Source organism: Bacillus thuringiensis (assembly GCF_022095615.2).
In the GTDB taxonomy this organism is placed as follows: Bacteria; Bacillota; Bacilli; order Bacillales; family Bacillaceae_G; genus Bacillus_A; species Bacillus_A cereus_AG.
In genome coordinates this window covers 3,476,459-3,495,161 of the sequence record NZ_CP155559.1, presented here as the reverse complement: position 1 = coordinate 3,495,161, position 18,703 = coordinate 3,476,459, and the positions used below count along the sequence as shown (strand labels likewise).

Here is an 18,703-nt window from a genome sequence, read left to right as displayed (position 1 = left end):
ATATGAAAATTACAGAACTATTAAAAAGGGATACAGTTATTATGAATTTGACAGCTTCAAATAAAGAAGCTGTCATAGATGAATTAGTTGAGAAATTAGCCGGCGCAAATCGTTTAAATAGTAAAGCAGAATTTAAAGAAGCTATTTTAAAGCGAGAGTCACAAAGTACAACTGGAATAGGAGAAGGGATTGCAATCCCTCATGCGAAAACAAAAGCTGTTAAGCAACCAGCGATTTGTTTTGGTAGAAGTGTAAGCGGTATCAACTATGAATCACTTGACGGACAGCCAGCGCATTTATTCTTTATGATTGCTGCAAGCGAAGGGGCGAATAATACTCATTTAGAAACATTATCGCGCCTATCTACATTATTAATGGATGAAGGGTTTCGTAAGCAATTATTAGAAGCAAAGGATGAAGAGGAACTTCTTCGTTTATTTGATGAAAAAGAGAATGAAAAAGAAGAAGAGGTTGAAGTTGCAAAACCAGAAGGAAATGAACCGTACGTATTAGCAGTTACGGCTTGCCCAACTGGAATCGCTCACACGTATATGGCTGCAGATAGCTTGAAAGCAAAAGCTGCGGAGCTAGGAATCGCAATTAAAGTTGAAACGAACGGATCAACAGGTATAAAAAACGGTTTAACGAAAGAGGATATTGACCGTGCAACAGCCATTATCGTCGCGGCAGATAAACAAGTAGAAATGAACCGTTTTGCTGGAAAGCATGTCATTCAAGTACCAGTCGCTGATGGGATTAGAAAAACGGAAGCACTTCTTAATCGAGCTGTAAAACAAGACGCGCCTATCTTTAAAGGAATAAAGGAAGATGGGAAGACAGAAAGCGCAGAGAAAGAAAAAGGATTAGGAATTTATAAGCACTTAATGAACGGTGTAAGTAATATGCTTCCGTTTGTTGTTGGTGGCGGAATTTTAATCGCACTAGCATTTTGGGTTGGTGGTATAAAAGCAGAAGGACCATTGGCTGAATTGTTAATGTCTATTGGTGGAGGCAAAACAGGGGCGTTTTTATTCCTTGTACCAATTTTAGCTGGGTTTATTGCGAGCTCTATTGCTGATCGTCCTGGTTTTATGCCTGGTGTTGTTGGTGGATTTTTAGCAGCACATGCGAATGCTGGGTTTTTAGGTGGATTAATTGCTGGTTTCTTAGCTGGGTATGTTGTTTTAGGATTGAAAAGATTATTTTCGGGATTACCAGTACAGTTAGAAGGAATTAAACCTGTATTGTTATATCCGGTCTTTGGATTGTTGATTACAGGAGTTGTTATGCAAAAAGTAGTAATTCCGCCTGTAGTAGCATTGAATGAAATGTTAACAGGATGGTTAAATGGTTTGAATGGTACAAATGCTATATTATTAGGACTTATTTTAGGTGCTATGATGGCAATTGATATGGGTGGTCCGATTAATAAAGCTGCATTTACATTTGGTATTGCTGCAATAGAAGCGAAGAACTTTGGGATTCATTCAGCAGTAATGGCTGGTGGTATGGTACCGCCATTAGCGATTGCATTCGCAACTACATTCTTTAAATCGAAGTTTACTGAATCTGAACGTAAATCTGGATTAACAAATTATATTATGGGAGCATCGTTTATTACAGAAGGTGCGATTCCATTTGCAGCAGCAGATCCGATTCGAGTAATAGTAAGTTGTGTTGTTGGTTCAAGTATTGCGGGTGCATTATCTATGTTATTCCAAATTACATTACCAGCACCGCATGGTGGATTGTTTGTTATCGCATTAGTAAATAAACCGGTGCTATATATTTTCTCGATATTGATAGGGACAGTTGTTTCAGCTCTTATGATGGGGATTTGGAAAAAGAAAGTTAAATAACATATGAAAAGGGAGGAGCTTTTATTAGCTGCTCCTTTTTATTACAAAAAAGGAGGTTAATAATTGGAGAATGATGATTTTTGGTAAAAGATGTAATGAAATATGGTTTTTTTGTAACAAAAAAGTAATACTGTAATTTTTTCTGGAAAAAATTCTGGTGCTTGTATGTGGAAAATATATGAAAACTATTGGGAATTCTATTGGAAATGTAATTCATTAATATGGAAATTTATGTTACAACTCATTAATCGTATATTACGAATGGTTTGTAATTGTGTGTTTTCTAAAAATCTTAAAAATCCGTTGCTATAATGAAAATACGAAAACAAAGCAAATGGAGGCTATTCATGAAAAAATTATTAGGTATAGCAACGGCAGCAGTTTTTGGTCTTGGGATTTTTGCGGGTTCTGCGAAAGCAGAAACGATTGTAACAACAGACGTATTAAATGTTAGAGAAAACCCAACTGTAGAATCAAAGCTTGTAGGTAAAATGTTAAGTGGAAATAAATTAGATGTTGTAAATACAGAAAATGGATGGACAAAAATTAAATTAAATGGTCAAGAAGCGTTTGTGAGTGCTGAATTTACAAAAAGTACATATTATGTAACAGCGGGCGTGTTAAATGTTCGTGCTGGAGCGAATACTGACTCTGAAATTCTTGGTAAACTTAATAAAAATGATGTAATTGAAACGACAAATCAAGTTCAAAATGAATGGTTACAATTTGACTATAATGGAAAAACAGGATATGTTCACGTGCCATTCTTAACAGGGGCGGCACCTGTGATTGAAAAGAAAGAAGTTGTAACGCAAGAAGAAGCGCCGGAAAAAGTAAATACGCCGGTTAAAAATAATAAAGCAGTTAAGAGTAAAGAGTCTGTTAAGAATGTAGAAGCAAGTAAACCTGTGGCAAAAGAGAAGCCAACTGCGAAACCAGTTGCGAAATCTACTGCAACAAGTGCGCCTGCTGGTGGACGTGAAATAACAGTAGAAGCGACAGCGTATACAGCGCACCCAAGTGAGAATGGTACGTATGGTGGTCGTGTATTAACTGCGATGGGGCATGATTTAACAGCAAATCCAAATATGAAAGTCATTGCTGTTGATCCTAAAGTAATTCCACTTGGATCAAAAGTATGGGTAGAAGGATATGGAGAAGCGATTGCTGGAGATACTGGTGGTGCGATTAAAGGAAATCGTATTGATGTTTTAGTTGGTTCAGATGGTAGTGCTGATAACTGGGGGCGCAAATCTGTAAAAGTGAAAGTGATAGAGTAGTAGATATGTATTAATATGAAAGGCGGTTGCTTGAAAGTATGTAAGCAACCGCCTTTTTGGATTATTGAAAAGGATAAATAGTTTTACCTGTAATAATTTTATAGGCACTGCAAAATTGATTTTGAATATATTCTGTATTTTCATTTTCTGGATGTAATGTTGTTTCTTGGAGAGTAGAATGAAAAGAACGTAGCAAACAATTTAAGGCGAAGTATAATTCTTCTTGTGAGCAATTTTGTTCTTTTGTAGCAGTAGCTAAAATGAGGTCTTTTGTTAAAGATGAAAAATTAATGGTGGATTGTTTCATAGTCAACTCATCCTCTCGAAGGTATTTTTAATCATGTATATGCGGAATTGGACAAACTATGTTCTTTTTTAATTTATAATTTCATGTACCGGAATGAAAGAACTTGCAATCATGCCGTTAAAATTGGTAAGATTGGATATAATCAATAGATGGAGTACATCACATAAAGAGAGTTGAATGATATGGGAGAAGTGCAACGTGAAAAAGTTGCTGTCATCATTGGACCAACTGCTGTTGGGAAGACGAAGTTAAGTATTGATCTTGCTAAAGCGTTGAATGGTGAAATTATAAGTGGAGATTCCATGCAGATTTATCGTACGATGGATATTGGAACTGCAAAGGTGACGAAAGAAGAGATGGACGGAATTCCACATTATATGGTGGATATAAAAAATCCGGAAGAATCATTTTCTGTTGCCGAATTTCAAGAACGTGTTCGTAAGCATATTCGAGAGATTACAGAGCGTGGTAAATTGCCAATTATCGTTGGTGGAACTGGCCTGTATATACAATCTGTTTTATTCGATTATCAGTTTACGGATGATTCTGGTGATACTATATACCGAGAACAAATGGAACAGTTAGCATTAGAACGTGGTGTGGAATATGTACATAAAAAGTTACAAGAAGTAGACCCAGAAAGCGCTGAGCGTATTCATGCAAATAATGTACGCCGTGTCATTAGAGCGTTAGAAATTTTCCACACGACGGGTGAAAAAATGAGTGCTCAACTTGAAAAACAAGAAAATGAGTTATTATACGATGTTTCATTGATTGGCTTGACAATGGATCGAGAAATGCTATACGATCGCATTAACTTGCGAGTTGATATAATGATGGACCAAGGTTTATTAAAAGAAGTAGAAGGATTGTATAATAGCGGGATACGAGATTGTCAATCTATTCAAGCGATTGGGTATAAAGAGATATATGATTATTTTGAGGATCGTGTCTCTTTAGAAGAAGCGGTATCACAATTAAAGACGAATTCACGTCGTTATGCAAAGCGTCAATTAACATGGTTCCGTAATAAGATGGATGTCACATGGTTTGATGTTACAGACGGTGAAAAAACGTCAGAAATTTTACGATACATAGAAGGAAAGTTACAACTAAAGTCGAATAATAGTAAGTAGAGAAAAAGAGGAGGATTCGACATGAAGCAATCAATCAATATTCAAGATCAGTTTTTAAATCAACTCCGTAAAGAGAATACGTTTGTTACGCTGTACTTATTAAATGGTTTCCAGCTTCGTGGATTAATTAAAGGATTTGATAATTTTACAGTCCTACTGGAAACAGAAGGTAAGCAACAGCTTATTTATAAACATGCAATTTCTACATTTGTACCACAAAAAAATGTTTCAATTGAATTAGAGTAGTAATGAATTATTGTACATAACAAAAAAAGAGCGAGTTTCTCGCTCTTTTTTTATTTGCTATAAACAATACATAGTGAAATTTAAGCGATTCTAAATACAGTAAGGCGGATGTTAGTATTTCCTGTCGCAGGAATCGTAATCTCATTAAGAGTAGATTGGACAGAAATTCTTGCACCAGCTGCTAATGTTTCGATTGTAGTAAATGAAAGTGAGTCGCCTATTAAATTTGAAGAGAAGTTATCAGTTGCGACTGCTCCATTAATTGAAATGCCTACTCCAAGAGGAGCGCATCCTGGCGCAGTTGTAGAAATAGATACGCTAATTACATAAATACCACCGTTGATAACTGTAACTGTATCTGTGCCATTAAAGATAATATTGTTTACGTTAATTGCAGTACTGAAAATAAAGTTATTAAATTGTAGTACTGTTTGTTGAATGTTGTTTGTTACAACAATTGTTGCTACAGGGAAGCTAGGTCCAGTAGGCCCGGTAGGTCCAGTAGGTCCACCAGAAGGTCCAGTAGGTCCAGTAGCTCCTATACCAGTGGCGCCGGTAGCACCAGTTGGTCCTTGGATGCCCTGAGGTCCAGTGGCACCGGTAGCACCTGTGTTACCTTGAACACCTTGAGATCCAGTAGCGCCGGTAGCACCAGTAGCACCCGTGTTACCTTGAGCACCTTGAGGTCCAGTAGCACCTGTGTTACCTTGAATACCTTGAGGTCCAGTAGCACCTGTGTTACCTTGAGCACCCTGAGGTCCAGTGGCACCTGTGTTACCTTGAATGCCTTGAGGTCCAGTAGCACCCGTCGCGCCCGTGTTACCTTGAACACCTTGAGGTCCAGTGGCACCAGTAGCGCCCGTGTTGCCCTGAACGCCTTGAGGCCCAGTAGCGCCCGTGTTACCTTGAACACCTTGAGGTCCAGTGGCACCAGTAGCGCCCGTGTTGCCCTGAACGCCTTGAGGCCCAGTAGCACCCGTGTTACCTTGAACACCTTGAGGTCCAGTGGCACCAGTAGCACCTGTGTTACCTTGAACACCCTGAGGTCCAGTAGCGCCCGTGTTACCTTGAACGCCTTGAGGCCCAGTAGCACCCGTGTTACCTTGAACGCCTTGAGGTCCAGTGGCACCAGTAGCACCTGTGTTACCTTGAGTACCCTGAGGTCCAGTGGCACCAGTAGCGCCCGTGTTACCTTGAGTACCCTGAGGTCCAGTGGCACCAGTAGCGCCCGTGTTACCTTGAACGCCTTGAGGTCCAGTGGCACCAGTAGCACCTGTGTTACCTTGAGTACCCTGAGGTCCAGTGGCACCAGTAGCACCTGTGTTACCTTGAGCACCCTGAGGTCCAGTAGCGCCGGTAGCACCTGTGTTACCTTGAACGCCTTGAGGTCCAGTGGCACCAGTAGCACCTGTGTTACCTTGAGTACCCTGAGGTCCAGTGGCACCAGTAGCACCTGTGTTACCTTGAGCACCCTGAGGTCCAGTAGCGCCGGTAGCACCTGTGTTACCTTGAACGCCTTGAGGTCCAGTGGCACCAGTAGCACCTGTGTTACCTTGAGTACCCTGAGGTCCAGTGGCACCAGTAGCGCCCGTGTTACCTTGAACACCCTGAGGTCCAGTAGCACCCGTGTTACCTTGAACACCTTGAGGCCCAGTAGCACCTGTGTTACCTTGAGCACCCTGAGGTCCAGTAGCGCCGGTAGCACCTGTGTTACCTTGAACGCCTTGAGGTCCAGTGGCACCAGTAGCACCTGTGTTACCTTGAGTACCCTGAGGTCCAGTGGCACCAGTAGCGCCAGTGTTGCCCTGAACGCCTTGAGGCCCAGTAGCACCTGTGTTACCTTGAGCACCCTGAGGTCCAGTAGCACCCGTGTTACCTTGAATGCCTTGAGGTCCAGTGGCACCAGTAGCACCTGTGTTACCTTGAACACCCTGAGGTCCAGTAGCGCCCGTGTTACCTTGAACACCCTGAGGTCCAGTAGCACCCGTGTTACCTTGAACACCTTGAGGTCCAGTGGCACCAGTAGCACCCGTGTTACCTTGAACGCCTTGAGGTCCAGTGGCACCAGTAGCGCCTGTGTTACCTTGAACACCTTGAGGTCCAGTGGCACCGGTAGCGCCAGTAGCACCCGTGTTACCTTGGGCACCTTGAGGTCCAGTGGCACCGGTAGCGCCAGTAGCACCTGTGTTACCTTGAGCACCTTGAGGTCCAGTAGCACCCGTGTTACCTTGAACGCCTTGAGGTCCAGTGGCACCAGTAGCGCCTGTGTTACCTTGAACGCCTTGAGGTCCAGTAGCACCTGTGTTACCTTGAGCACCTTGAGGTCCAGTAGCACCCGTGTTACCTTGAACGCCTTGAGGTCCAGTGGCACCAGTAGCGCCTGTGTTACCTTGAACGCCTTGAGGTCCAGTAGCACCTGTGTTACCTTGAGCACCTTGAGGTCCAGTAGCGCCTGTGTTACCTTGAACGCCTTGAGGTCCAGTAGCACCTGTGTTACCTTGAGCACCTTGAGGTCCAGTAGCACCCGTGTTACCTTGAACGCCTTGAGGTCCAGTGGCACCAGTAGCGCCTGTGTTACCTTGAACGCCTTGAGGTCCAGTAGCACCTGTGTTACCTTGAGCACCTTGAGGTCCAGTGGCACCAGTAGCGCCTGTGTTACCTTGAACGCCTTGAGGTCCAGTAGCACCTGTGTTACCTTGAGCACCTTGAGGTCCAGTAGCACCTGTGTTACCTTGAACACCTTGAGGTCCGGTAGCGCCTGTATTACCTTGAGGTCCAGTAGGTCCAGTAGGTCCGCCAGAAGGTCCGGTAGGTCCAGTAGCGCCGGTAGCGCCTATACCAGTGGCACCAGTAGCACCCGTGTTACCTTGAGGCCCTTGAGGTCCGGTGGCACCAGTAGCGCCTGTATTACCTTGAGCACCTTGAGATCCGGTAGCACCAGTAGCGCCCGTGTTACCTTGAGGTCCTTGAGATCCAGTGGCACCGGTAGCGCCTGCTGGTCCTTGAGCACCTTGAGATCCGGTAGCACCGGTAGCACCCGTGTTACCTTGAGGCCCTTGAGGTCCGGTGGCACCAGTAGCGCCTGTATTACCTTGAGCACCTTGAGATCCGGTAGCACCAGTAGCGCCCGTGTTACCTTGAGGTCCTTGAGATCCAGTGGCACCGGTAGCGCCTGCTGGTCCTTGAGCACCTTGAGATCCGGTAGCACCGGTAGCGCCCGTGTTACCTTGAGGCCCTTGAGATCCAGTGGCACCAGTAGCGCCTGTATTACCTTGAACACCTTGAGGTCCAGTGGCACCGGTAGCACCAGCTGGTCCTTGAGCACCCGTGTTACCTTGAGGTCCTTGAGGTCCAGTAGCGCCCGTGTTACCTTGAGCGCCTCGAGGTCCAGTAGCACCGGTAGCACCAGCTGGTCCTTGAGCACCCGTGTTACCTTGAGGTCCTTGAGGTCCAGTAGCGCCCGTGTTACCTTGAGGCCCTTGAGGTCCAATGGCACCAGTGGCACCAGTAGCACCAGTGGCACCCGCTGGCCCAGTAGGCCCAGTAGGTCCTTGGATGAATGAGGCGGAATTAACTAAAGCAGTTTGTAATGCTGCTATTAATTTAAGAAGCTCTTGAAGTGTGCAAGGGTCAATTCGGAATAATTTTGTAATGTATAGTAAATAATTAATTAGATTTTGAAGCTCGATAAATACAGCGCTTGCTACGAAGGTTGGATTTTTTAATATAGTTATTAAGTTTTTAATAATAGCTAACCCTTGTGCTTTCAGGGAGGAAGTAGCGTCTAGTGAACAAATGAATTTACTTAGTAGGTTCAATGTATCGATTAGATCTTCAATATTTTGAGGAGATGGATTTGCGAAAAGCTTTGGGATTATCTTTGTTAAATCGATAATGATTGCGCGGAATGTTCTAAGTTGGACCTTAGTAACTGGGATTGATGGGGTATTTGGGATTCGTCCGGCGCTACTTGGAAAGCATGGTTTGGAGAATTTGTTCTGGCTATCGTTATAATGAGACATTAAATCTCTCCTTTCTCATGAGGATATGAACGAAACTCATCATAGTAGATGCAAAAATTAGTTAAATGGTCATAGTAAAATCGTTTGTTTAAAGAAAAAATAGAAAAAACGCCTTATGATAAGGCGTTTTTTCTATTTTCTGCGTATTGATAATATCGTTTTAGTGAAACTTTTGATTTGAATCCAGCTAGTTTTATAATTTCTGACTCTGGAATTTCTTTTTTTATTAAGTTTAAAATATAGGTGTTACGAAAGTGTTGTCCTGAGATTCCTTTGCGTAAATTAGCTCTAGATACTTCAAGGCGAATCATTTTTTGGATAGCGATTTCTGTTAATCCCTTCGGTGCATCATTTTCGTATACCCATCTGTATGTTCCGCGATTAAAATCAAATGCGATAAATAATGGATCATGACTATGGTATTTTGGACGAACGGGTTCAGGGATGCTTTTGTAATAAGTGTATAGCTGTTTTTTGTCTTCGTTAGTTAATGAGATTGTTCTTTCTACCCCTGCGGTTGCTGGGATAGATAATGTGTTATTTTCAAAGTGGACGTGATGCATAGTTAATGCTGTAAGTTCCTGTAAGGATAATCCATAGTCGATTAATAAGTTTAAAATAGCGACATTACGATCCATTAATAAAGGGCGCACAGGACGTTGTTTTTCTGAAAGTCCTTCTAATGAAGTGATTATATGTTTTAATCTTTTTTCTTCATCAGATGAAATGAAGTCTTCATTGCGAAGTGTTCGGTCTGGTTGAATAGAAATTTCCATGTTCTTTAATGGGTTAGGGATATTTAGAAAGTGATGCATTCTATTTAATACGATAAATACACGGTGCATCGTTTTATCTGAGTAATGTCGATTCTTTTTTAAGTCGAAAAAGTAATCTTCGTAGTCTTTTGTACAAAGTGTAGCCCATATATTACTGGAAGGGAGCGTTTTGTTTTTTTCTAACCAATGTCCGAAATCTTCAATGTCATAAACATACCGTTTAATGGTTGAAGCTTTTCGGCCTTTATTCAATAAAAAAATAGAAAAGGCTTGTATTGTATCATGGAATTCCGTTGTCTCCATAGTCCCACCACCTTCATTATTTCTTATATTATAGCAAACTTTTCTGAAAATAGTCATTTGCAGGGGAGGCAGGAATAATAATATGTGGTGAGTGGATAAAATGAGGTGATTGTATGGAACAATCGATGCGAAAGAAAAATAATAATCAAATTAACATTGTGTTAAATCATCGAAAGAAAATTTCATTACCAGCCGCGGAAAATAAAACAGTAATTTCAAGCGAAACTACTACGAAACATGAGATGCTGCAAAGAATTGAAGAAGAGATGGGAAAGCTTGTCGGGATGGATGATATAAAAAAGATTATAAAAGAAATATATGCTTGGATTTATGTAAATAAAAAAAGACAAGAAATAGGATTGAAGTCTGAGAAGCAAGTACTCCATATGTTGTTTAAAGGGAATCCAGGTACAGGGAAGACAACTGTCGCTAGAATGATAGGGAAATTGTTGTTTGAGATGAATATTCTATCAAAAGGGCACTTAGTTGAAGCTGAACGTGCGGATCTTGTAGGGGAGTACATCGGTCATACAGCTCAAAAGACAAGAGATTTAATAAAAAAAGCAATGGGAGGAATTTTGTTTATTGATGAGGCGTATTCATTAGCCCGAGGGGGAGAAAAAGATTTTGGAAAAGAAGCAATTGATACACTCGTAAAACATATGGAAGATAAACAACACGGTTTTGTATTGATTTTAGCCGGATATTCAAGAGAGATGAATCACTTTCTTTCATTAAATCCAGGTTTGCAATCCCGTTTTCCGTTTATAATTGAATTTGCGGATTACTCGGTAAATCAGCTGTTAGAAATAGGGAAGAGGATGTATGAGGAACGTGAATACCAGTTATCGAAAGAGGCTGAATGGAAATTTAGAGATCATTTACATGCAGTAAAGTACTCGTCACAAATTACATCGTTTAGTAATGGACGATATGTACGGAATATTGTTGAAAAATCGATTCGTACACAGGCTATGCGGTTGTTGCAAGAAGATACGTATGATAAGTATGATTTAATTGGAATATCAAGTGTTGATTTAATGTTGGAAGAGGAGACGCACAGTACATAAACTGTGCGTCTGTTTTTTGTGCATATGTTCGTTTATTCTTTTTTTTCTTTGTCTTGGTTAGATTTATGGAAACGTTCCATTTTAGCGCTCTTCTCGTGTGCTGAATTAGGATCGTGTCCAAATTGGTTTACTGAGCTTTTTTGAGCTCCTTTATTAACGTGGTTTGTCATTTGTATTCACCTCACTTTAAAAATTAGTATAAACATTATGGAAAGAAAAAATCGTTAGAAAAGAAAAACCTCTTTACGATATGTAAAGAGGTTAGAATTGCTATTTATGCATTGAACGTTCGTTTGTGTCGATGCGTCGATGCGGTAAATGCCATTTGTAATGAATAGAAAGCATGCGGAAGCAAACAATTAAAATGAATAAGGTGTAAAGAGCCCAATCGCTAACAATAATTTGAGCCCCAATTAAGAAGCCTGCTAGAATCGTCCAAAAAGCGTATACTTCAGCTCGAAGGACGAGAGGCCTTCTACGGGCTAAAAGATCGCGAATAATACCGCCACCAATACCGGTTAAAACAGCTGCTACGATTGTAGCGCTAATGGGTAAATTTAGTTTTTGAGCATATAATGCCCCTTGTACGGCGAATGCTGATAAGCCGATAGCGTCAGTGATGTTTTCCCATTTTTTCCAATGTCTAATTAATTTATTTGGAAAAAGAAAAATAATTGTCATTGATAAAAGTGCGATTTGGAATAACATGTCTTGTTGCCAAAACGCGACAATCGGATAACCGATTAATAAATTACGAAGGGCGCCTCCCCCAAATGCGGTCGCCATTCCTAAAATATACACCCCGAAAATATCATAATCCTCTTCCATTGCAACAATGGCTCCGCTTAGTGCGAAAGCAATTGTGCCTATGATGCTAAAAATCTCCCATGCCATGAATTTTCTCCCCCGCTAACTAGATGAAATGTGCTTCCTCTGCTATTATATTAGAAGGTTTAAATTTCGAAAAGGATGAGTGAACATATTTGATGGAAGAAAAAGAAAAAGTCATATTAGTGGGCTGTCAATTGCCGCAAGAAGATGATGAAAAATTTATGCATTCCATGAAAGAGCTTGCATCGCTAGCGAAGACTGCGCGAGCAGAATTGTTAGTGTCTACAACGCAAAAACGACCGAAGTTTCATCCGGCGACGTATATAGGTAAAGGTAAATTAGAAGAGCTTACAATATTAACTGAAGAATTAGAACCGGATGTTATCGTATTTAATAATGAATTAACGCCGAGTCAAATTCGGAATTTATCCTCAGTATTAGATGCTAGGGTAATTGATCGAACGCAACTAATATTAGATATTTTTGCGCAACGTGCGAAGTCAAGGGAAGGTAAGCTTCAAGTGGAATTAGCTCAGTTGCAATATACAATGCCGCGTCTTGTGGGGCAAGGGCTGTCTTTGTCACGTCTTGGTGGTGGTATTGGGACAAGGGGACCGGGTGAGGCGAAACTTGAGACGGATCGTCGTCATATTCGATCACGTATTGATGAAATAAAGAAACAACTTGCAGTTGTTGTGGAACATCGAAAAAGATATCGTGAGAGAAGAAAAGATAATAAAGTATTTCAAGTTTCATTAATAGGATATACGAATGCAGGAAAATCTACACTGTTTAATAGATTAACGGAAGCTGATACATTTGAAGAAAACTTGTTGTTTGCAACGCTAGACCCGACGACAAGGAAAATGCCGTTACCTTCTGGTTATACAGTATTACTAACTGATACGGTTGGTTTTATACAAGATTTACCTACGTCATTAATTGCAGCTTTTCGTTCGACATTAGAAGAAGCTGGTGAAGCGGATATTATTTTACATGTAGTTGATTCTGCAGATCCTAATTATGTAGGGCATGAGAAAACAGTAAAACAATTATTGTCAGAACTTGAAGTTAATCATATTCCTATTATTACGTTATATAATAAAAAAGATGAATTACATCAAAACTTTATTCCGTTTCCGAAAAGTGATTTCTTAATGACTAGTGCTTTTGAACAAAATGATTTATTACGTATAAAAGAAGCGATAGAAACGAAAATGAAGGAAGAAATGAATCGTTATCAAGTGGAAATTCCTCCGAGTGAAGGTAAGTTGTTAACGCTATTAAAGACGGAGACACTTTTAACAAAGATGGAGTTTTTGGAAGATAAATTTGTATATGATTGCGCAGGGTATATTTTTGCTCATTCATCGCTTAATGTGCAATTAAAGAGATTTTTAGTGGAAGAAGGAGAAAATAAAAATGTTTGATCGTTTGAAAAATGGAGAAAAAATTGCTCCAATCGTAAAAGAAGTAGAGAGCCAAATTACAGAAGTACATAAACGCGCGGATGAAGTAATTGAAAGTAATCAGTTTCGTGTATTAGAAAGTTTTCGTAAACATAAAATTAGCGATTCGCATTTTATTCCGACGACAGGTTACGGTTATGATGATATTGGCCGTGATACGTTAGAAAAAGTATATGCGGATGTATTTGGGGCAGAAGCTGGTCTTGTTCGCCCGCAAATTATTTCAGGAACTCACGCGATTTCAACAGCGCTATTCGGTATTTTACGTCCAGGAGATGAGTTATTGTACATTACTGGCAAGCCGTATGATACGTTAGAAGAAATCGTTGGTGTACGCGGAAAAGGTGTAGGCTCATTTAAAGAATATAATATTGGTTATAATGCAGTTCCGCTTACTGAAGAGGGGCTTGTTGATTTTGGAGCTGTAGCGGCTGCGATTCATAGTAATACGAAGATGATTGGTATTCAGCGCTCAAAAGGCTACGCTACTCGTCCGTCGTTTACTATTTCTCAAATTAAAGAGATGATAGCGTTTGTTAAAGAAATTAAATCTGATGTTGTTGTATTTGTAGATAATTGTTATGGCGAGTTTATTGAAGAGCAAGAGCCATGTCATGTTGGGGCAGATTTAATGGCAGGTTCGCTTATTAAGAACCCTGGTGGTGGAATTGTTAAAACTGGTGGTTATATCGTTGGTAAAGAACAGTATGTTGAAGCGTGTGCGTATCGTTTAACATCTCCGGGAATTGGTGCGGAAGCAGGGGCATCTTTATATAGTTTGCAAGAAATGTATCAAGGTTTCTTCTTAGCGCCACATGTAGCGGGCCAAGCGCTAAAAGGTGCAATTTTTACAGCTGCATTTTTAGAAAAGTTAGGAATGAATACATCACCAGCATGGAATGCACCAAGAACAGATTTAATTCAATCTGTTCAATTTGATGATAAAGATCGTATGATTGCATTCTGCCAAGCAATTCAATATGCATCTCCGATTAATTCTCACTTCACTCCATATGCCAACTATATGCCGGGGTATGAAGATGATGTAATTATGGCTGCGGGAACGTTTATTCAAGGTGCAAGTATTGAATTGTCAGCTGATGGTCCAATTCGTCCGCCTTATGTTGCTTACGTGCAAGGTGGGTTAACTTATTCGCATGTGAAGATTGCGATTTGTTCTGCCATTGATGCATTAATTGAAAAAGAATTATTAACAATTTCTTAAGGGGAAGCTGTCGATTTCGACAGCTTTTTTCGTGTGAAAGTAATGATTTATTTCATTAGAAAAAAGAATGAAAAAATTTATAAAAAATCATGTAAGAAAAGCTAACATCTATTGACATCAAACATAACATGATATAAAATGAGAAGCAGTTAAGGCGAAGGAGGAACTGAAAAATGAAAGAAGATAGACGTTCTGCCCCGCTGTTTCCTATTGGTATTGTTATGGATTTAACACAATTATCTGCACGTCAAATTCGCTACTATGAAGAGCATAATCTTGTTTCTCCAACCCGTACAAAGGGGAATCGCAGATTATTTTCATTTAACGATGTAGATAAGTTGTTAGAGATTAAAGATTTATTAGATCAAGGCTTGAATATGGCTGGTATTAAACAAGTGTTACTAATGAAAGTAAATCAAACAGAAACAGTGAAAGTAAAAGAAGAAACGAAAGAAATTTCAAAAACTGAGCTTCGCAAAATACTTCGAGATGAACTACAACATACAGGTAGATTTAATCGGACTTCATTGCGACAAGGTGACATTTCAAGGTTTTTTCACTAAAGATAACTGATTCTGAAGGTGTTTAGAGGGACTAAGGAGGAATTTATAATGGCTAGGTACACAAGAGAAGATATTTTCCGTTTGGCGAAAGAAGAGAATGTAAAGTATATCCGCTTACAATTTACGGACCTTTTAGGAGTAATTAAAAACGTAGAGATTCCAGTGAGCCAATTAACAAAAGCTCTTGATAACAAAATGATGTTTGATGGATCTTCTATTGAAGGTTTCGTACGTATTGAAGAATCTGATATGTACTTATATCCGGATTTAGATACTTGGGTAATTTTCCCTTGGACAGCTGAAAAAGGAAAAGTAGCTCGATTAATCTGTGATATTTACAATGCAGATGGCACTCCATTTGATGGCGATCCACGTAACAATTTAAAGCGTGTATTAAAAGAAATGGAAGCATTAGGATTCTCAGATTTCAATCTTGGACCAGAGCCAGAATTCTTCCTATTTAAAGTAGATGAAAAAGGAAATCCAACATTAGAATTAAACGATAACGGTGGATACTTCGACCTTGCGCCGATGGATCTAGGGGAAAACTGTCGTCGTGATATCGTTCTTGAACTTGAAGAAATGGGCTTTGAAATTGAAGCGTCTCACCATGAGGTTGCTCCAGGGCAACACGAAATTGACTTTAAATATGCAAATGCAATTCGCTCATGTGATGACATTCAAACATTCAAACTTGTGGTAAAAACAATTGCTCGTAAACACGGTTTACATGCAACATTTATGCCAAAACCATTATACGGTGTGAACGGTTCAGGTATGCACTGTAACTTATCACTATTCAAAAATGGTGAGAATGTATTCTTCGATCAAAACGGTGACTTACAATTAAGTGATGATGCTCGTCACTTCATCGCAGGTATTTTAAAACACGCACCAGCTTTTACAGCGGTAGCAAATCCAACTGTAAACTCTTACAAGCGTTTAGTACCTGGATACGAAGCTCCTTGCTACGTAGCATGGTCTGCACAAAACCGTAGCCCATTAGTACGTATCCCTGCATCTCGTGGAATTAGTACACGCGTAGAAGTACGTAGTGTTGACCCAGCTGCAAACCCATATTTAGTAATGGCTACATTATTAGCAGCAGGTCTTGACGGAATTAAAAACAAATTAACTCCACCAGCTGCAGTAGACCGTAACATCTATGTAATGACAAAAGAAGAGCGCGAAGAAGCAGGTATTGTTGACTTACCAGCAACATTAGCGCAAGCGTTAGTTACATTACAATCAAATGAAGTAGTATGTGGAGCACTAGGAGAACATTTACTTGAGCACTTCATTGAAGCAAAAGAGATTGAGTGGGATATCTTCCGCACGCAAGTTCACCAATGGGAACGCGATCAATATATGTCTCTATACTAAGAGGCTCAAACCCTTGATACAATTAGTATCAAGGGTTTTTTATTTCATTTTTGTTATAATGTCATGTGGTTGTAAAATGAAAAACAGCCACAACAAATACAAAAATTTCACTTTAAAACATTGTTCATGTACTTTTCAAATCTAAAAATATAACGTGTTGAGGTTTTTTATTTATCAGGCATTTTTATAGGATGAATATAAAGGGATAAACAAATTTAACAATGTACTTGCGAATATCTATGCGAAATGAATATCGTTTGGAATATTAAATTATTTAATATATACGACTTATTTAAATAGGTTAAAAAGCCTTGCTGAAATACGTTTCATTACAAAGAAAAACACCCTAATGCTGCAGTAATAGGGTGTTTTCGTCATTTATCTACAGTGAATCATGCAGAATATTGTCGTAATTTTTGAGTTGAAATTAAGAAGTTATTAAACAAAAATAATTTATATTGACTCGTTCTATATAAAGAACTAAAATGGCATTAATTAGAAACTATATATTTGAAAAATAAAAAATAATAATTTTGTTTTTTCACAGCATGCTCAACTGAAATCTCATTGGTATTAAATGAGGGGGAGAAGTAATGAATAAGGAAATAAATTTAAAAAATCTATTTAATGTAATATGGAAAAGAGTATGGATACTACTATTGTTTACGACTCTCACAACAGTAGGAGGAGCACTGTATAGTATGTATATGAAAACGCCTTTGTATGCTTCCTCAGCGAGAGTAATTGTTCAAGCTAACGCTGAAACGATGAATACATTGAAAGCGATGGTAAATGAGCCTGTAATATTAGAAAAAGTAGCTGCTGAATTGAATATAAACAGATCAGCAGGTGCATTAAGTGGACAAATAAGTACGGAAAGTGTACAAGGCTCTCAGATTATGAGGATAAATGTAGTGGATATGGATCCTGTGCTTGCACATAAAATTGCAAATACGACAGCGACTGTTTATAAGCAAGAAGTAGCAAATATACTGAATTTTAATAATGTGAGTATATTACCAGAGGATCTAGTTCAAAAAAATTCTATGCCTATAAATATAAATCACTTTAAGACGATACTAATCGCATTCACGTTAGGTATGGTGCTCAGTATCGGTTTTATTTTTTTATTGGATTCATTGGATGAGAGAATTAAATCAGAACGACGAATTGAACAATTGTTAGATATCCCTGTTTTGGGTGGAATTTCTAAAATGAATAAGAAGAATATGAAAGATAAATTTAGTGGGAAAAATACAGTGTTATTGGGGGAGGGAACGGAGTGGCATACAAAAATAGACGGAAAACAAATAAAGTTAAAGGAGAAAGTATGATTGCGTATACCGCCCCAAGATCGAAAATTTCAGAGCAGTATCGTTCGCTGCGAACAAACATTCAATTATCTTCGTCGATTCATAAAAGTAGAACGATAGTGATTACTTCTCCAAGGTACGGTGAAGGAAAATCAACAATTACAGTTAATTTAGCAGTCTCAATAGCGCAAAAAGGCGAAAAAGTATTGGTAATAGATGCGAATTTACGAACACCAACGATTCATGAAATGTTTGGAGTAGAAAATACAATTGGATTAACTGACATATTGAATGGAAAAACAAATTTGGTGGATGCTGTAAAAAAAACAAAGATGGAAAGTCTGGATGTATTAACTAGTGGTCCAGTGCCATTCAATCCGTCAGAAGTACTTAGTTCAGAGGCAATGGATATGTTGATCCAAAAGGCGATGGAACGGTATGACATCATATTATTTGACTCTTCCCCTGTATTAGAAGTAACAGATACGAGTGTATTAGCTGATAAGTGTGAAGGCGTACTTTTGGTGATCCGGTATAATCGCACTGTGAATGAAGATGCACTTGAAACGAAAAGGGCATTAAGTTTTACGAAAAGTAGAATATTGGGTGCGATTTTGAATGGGAAAGTATAAAGGATATTTTAAAATTAAACTTTCATACGTAAAATTGTTCGTTATAAAGAAGAATCAATGAAAATGTGATGTGGTGATGTCTCCTGACCACTATCAATGGAGGCACTCGATTATGCTGTGGGTTGTGAAAACAACCTTAGATGCCAGTCGTCAAAAGTGTAATGTGAGGAAGGGTTAGATGCCCATGTTTTATTAAAGTTTCTAACTATGTGTTTTTAATAAAGAGAATATAGTTAGGAACTTTAAGTTTGAAAGAGTTAAGTAAGGAATTGATTAAAGGAGGAAGTT

General features: G+C 39.3%; 16 protein-coding genes. 11 read left to right on the top strand and 5 right to left on the bottom strand.

The annotated features are described in order from the left end of the window. Positions 1 to 2 precede the first annotated feature (2 nt). Positions 3 to 1,859 carry a PTS fructose transporter subunit IIABC gene (locus KZZ19_RS18045; protein WP_237979251.1) on the top strand — a complete coding sequence of 619 codons (1,857 nt, stop codon included), beginning with the start codon at positions 3 to 5 and terminating at the stop codon, positions 1,857 to 1,859. A gap of 347 nt (positions 1,860 to 2,206) precedes the next feature. Then, the gene (entD, locus tag KZZ19_RS18040; RefSeq protein WP_237979250.1) at positions 2,207 to 3,139 is read left to right on the top strand and encodes a cell wall-binding protein EntD; all 933 of its coding nucleotides are present in this window, start codon (positions 2,207 to 2,209) and stop codon (positions 3,137 to 3,139) included. A 61-nt stretch (positions 3,140 to 3,200) separates the two neighbouring features. On the opposite strand, the gene KZZ19_RS18035 is transcribed toward entD, so the two are convergent. Beyond that, positions 3,201 to 3,446: a hypothetical protein gene (locus KZZ19_RS18035; RefSeq protein ID WP_048545845.1), complete on the bottom strand. Its 246-nt coding sequence runs from the start codon at positions 3,444 to 3,446 to the stop codon at positions 3,201 to 3,203. Between the two features lie 182 nt (positions 3,447 to 3,628). On the opposite strand from KZZ19_RS18035, the gene miaA reads away from it, so the two are divergent. Both miaA and hfq read left to right on the top strand, forming a co-directional pair. After that, on the top strand, positions 3,629 to 4,582 hold the full coding sequence (miaA, locus tag KZZ19_RS18030) for a tRNA (adenosine(37)-N6)-dimethylallyltransferase MiaA (RefSeq protein WP_237979249.1): 954 nt from the start codon (positions 3,629 to 3,631) through the stop codon (positions 4,580 to 4,582). Positions 4,583 to 4,603: 21 nt separating this feature from the next. Continuing rightward, positions 4,604 to 4,828, top strand: coding sequence for an RNA chaperone Hfq (hfq, locus tag KZZ19_RS18025; protein WP_000813896.1), 225 nt, complete (start codon positions 4,604 to 4,606; stop codon positions 4,826 to 4,828). 80 nt (positions 4,829 to 4,908) lie between these two features. On the opposite strand, the gene KZZ19_RS18020 is transcribed toward hfq, so the two are convergent. Both KZZ19_RS18020 and KZZ19_RS18015 read right to left on the bottom strand, forming a co-directional pair. Beyond that, positions 4,909 to 8,850 (bottom strand): Gly-Xaa-Xaa repeat protein, encoded by a 3,942-nt coding sequence (locus tag KZZ19_RS18020; RefSeq protein WP_348638004.1) that lies wholly within the window; start codon positions 8,848 to 8,850, stop codon positions 4,909 to 4,911. 113 nt (positions 8,851 to 8,963) lie between these two features. Further along, positions 8,964 to 9,929, bottom strand: a complete 966-nt coding sequence (locus KZZ19_RS18015) for a tyrosine-type recombinase/integrase (protein WP_237982427.1) — start codon at positions 9,927 to 9,929, stop codon at positions 8,964 to 8,966. A 113-nt stretch (positions 9,930 to 10,042) separates the two neighbouring features. Here KZZ19_RS18015 and spoVK point away from each other — a divergent pair, with 113 nt between their 5' ends. After that, positions 10,043 to 10,999, top strand: coding sequence for a stage V sporulation protein K (gene spoVK, locus KZZ19_RS18010; RefSeq protein ID WP_088097405.1), 957 nt, complete (start codon positions 10,043 to 10,045; stop codon positions 10,997 to 10,999). Positions 11,000 to 11,031: 32 nt separating this feature from the next. Here spoVK and KZZ19_RS18005 read toward each other — a convergent pair whose 3' ends face one another. Together KZZ19_RS18005 and KZZ19_RS18000 are read right to left on the bottom strand one after the other, a co-directional pair. Further along, on the bottom strand, positions 11,032 to 11,169 hold the full coding sequence (locus tag KZZ19_RS18005; protein ID WP_170930151.1) for a hypothetical protein: 138 nt from the start codon (positions 11,167 to 11,169) through the stop codon (positions 11,032 to 11,034). Positions 11,170 to 11,269: 100 nt separating this feature from the next. Next, positions 11,270 to 11,893 carry a trimeric intracellular cation channel family protein gene (locus tag KZZ19_RS18000; RefSeq protein ID WP_088097404.1) on the bottom strand — a complete coding sequence of 208 codons (624 nt, stop codon included), beginning with the start codon at positions 11,891 to 11,893 and terminating at the stop codon, positions 11,270 to 11,272. Between the two features lie 92 nt (positions 11,894 to 11,985). Here KZZ19_RS18000 and hflX point away from each other — a divergent pair, with 92 nt between their 5' ends. The 6 genes from hflX (at position 11,986) to KZZ19_RS17970 (ending at position 18,415) form a co-directional block, all read left to right on the top strand. Continuing rightward, complete coding sequence (hflX, locus tag KZZ19_RS17995) at positions 11,986 to 13,260, top strand: GTPase HflX (protein WP_237982428.1); 1,275 nt, start codon at positions 11,986 to 11,988, stop codon at positions 13,258 to 13,260. Then, a complete protein-coding gene (locus tag KZZ19_RS17990) occupies positions 13,253 to 14,524 on the top strand; it encodes an aminotransferase class I/II-fold pyridoxal phosphate-dependent enzyme (protein WP_088097402.1) in 1,272 nt (423 codons plus the stop codon). The genes hflX and KZZ19_RS17990 overlap by 8 nt, the downstream gene beginning before the upstream one ends. Positions 14,525 to 14,697: 173 nt before the next feature. Further along, positions 14,698 to 15,087 carry a transcriptional repressor GlnR gene (gene glnR / locus KZZ19_RS17985; RefSeq protein WP_000656785.1) on the top strand — a complete coding sequence of 130 codons (390 nt, stop codon included), beginning with the start codon at positions 14,698 to 14,700 and terminating at the stop codon, positions 15,085 to 15,087. Positions 15,088 to 15,135: 48 nt separating this feature from the next. Then, positions 15,136 to 16,470: a type I glutamate--ammonia ligase gene (gene glnA / locus KZZ19_RS17980; protein ID WP_000135338.1), complete on the top strand. Its 1,335-nt coding sequence runs from the start codon at positions 15,136 to 15,138 to the stop codon at positions 16,468 to 16,470. Positions 16,471 to 17,063: 593 nt separating this feature from the next. Beyond that, positions 17,064 to 17,804 carry a YveK family protein gene (locus KZZ19_RS17975; protein ID WP_088097401.1) on the top strand — a complete coding sequence of 247 codons (741 nt, stop codon included), beginning with the start codon at positions 17,064 to 17,066 and terminating at the stop codon, positions 17,802 to 17,804. Then, the gene (locus tag KZZ19_RS17970) at positions 17,753 to 18,415 is read left to right on the top strand and encodes a CpsD/CapB family tyrosine-protein kinase (protein ID WP_237982429.1); all 663 of its coding nucleotides are present in this window, start codon (positions 17,753 to 17,755) and stop codon (positions 18,413 to 18,415) included. Before KZZ19_RS17975 ends, KZZ19_RS17970 begins: the two co-directional genes overlap by 52 nt. Positions 18,416 to 18,703: the final 288 nt, after the last annotated feature.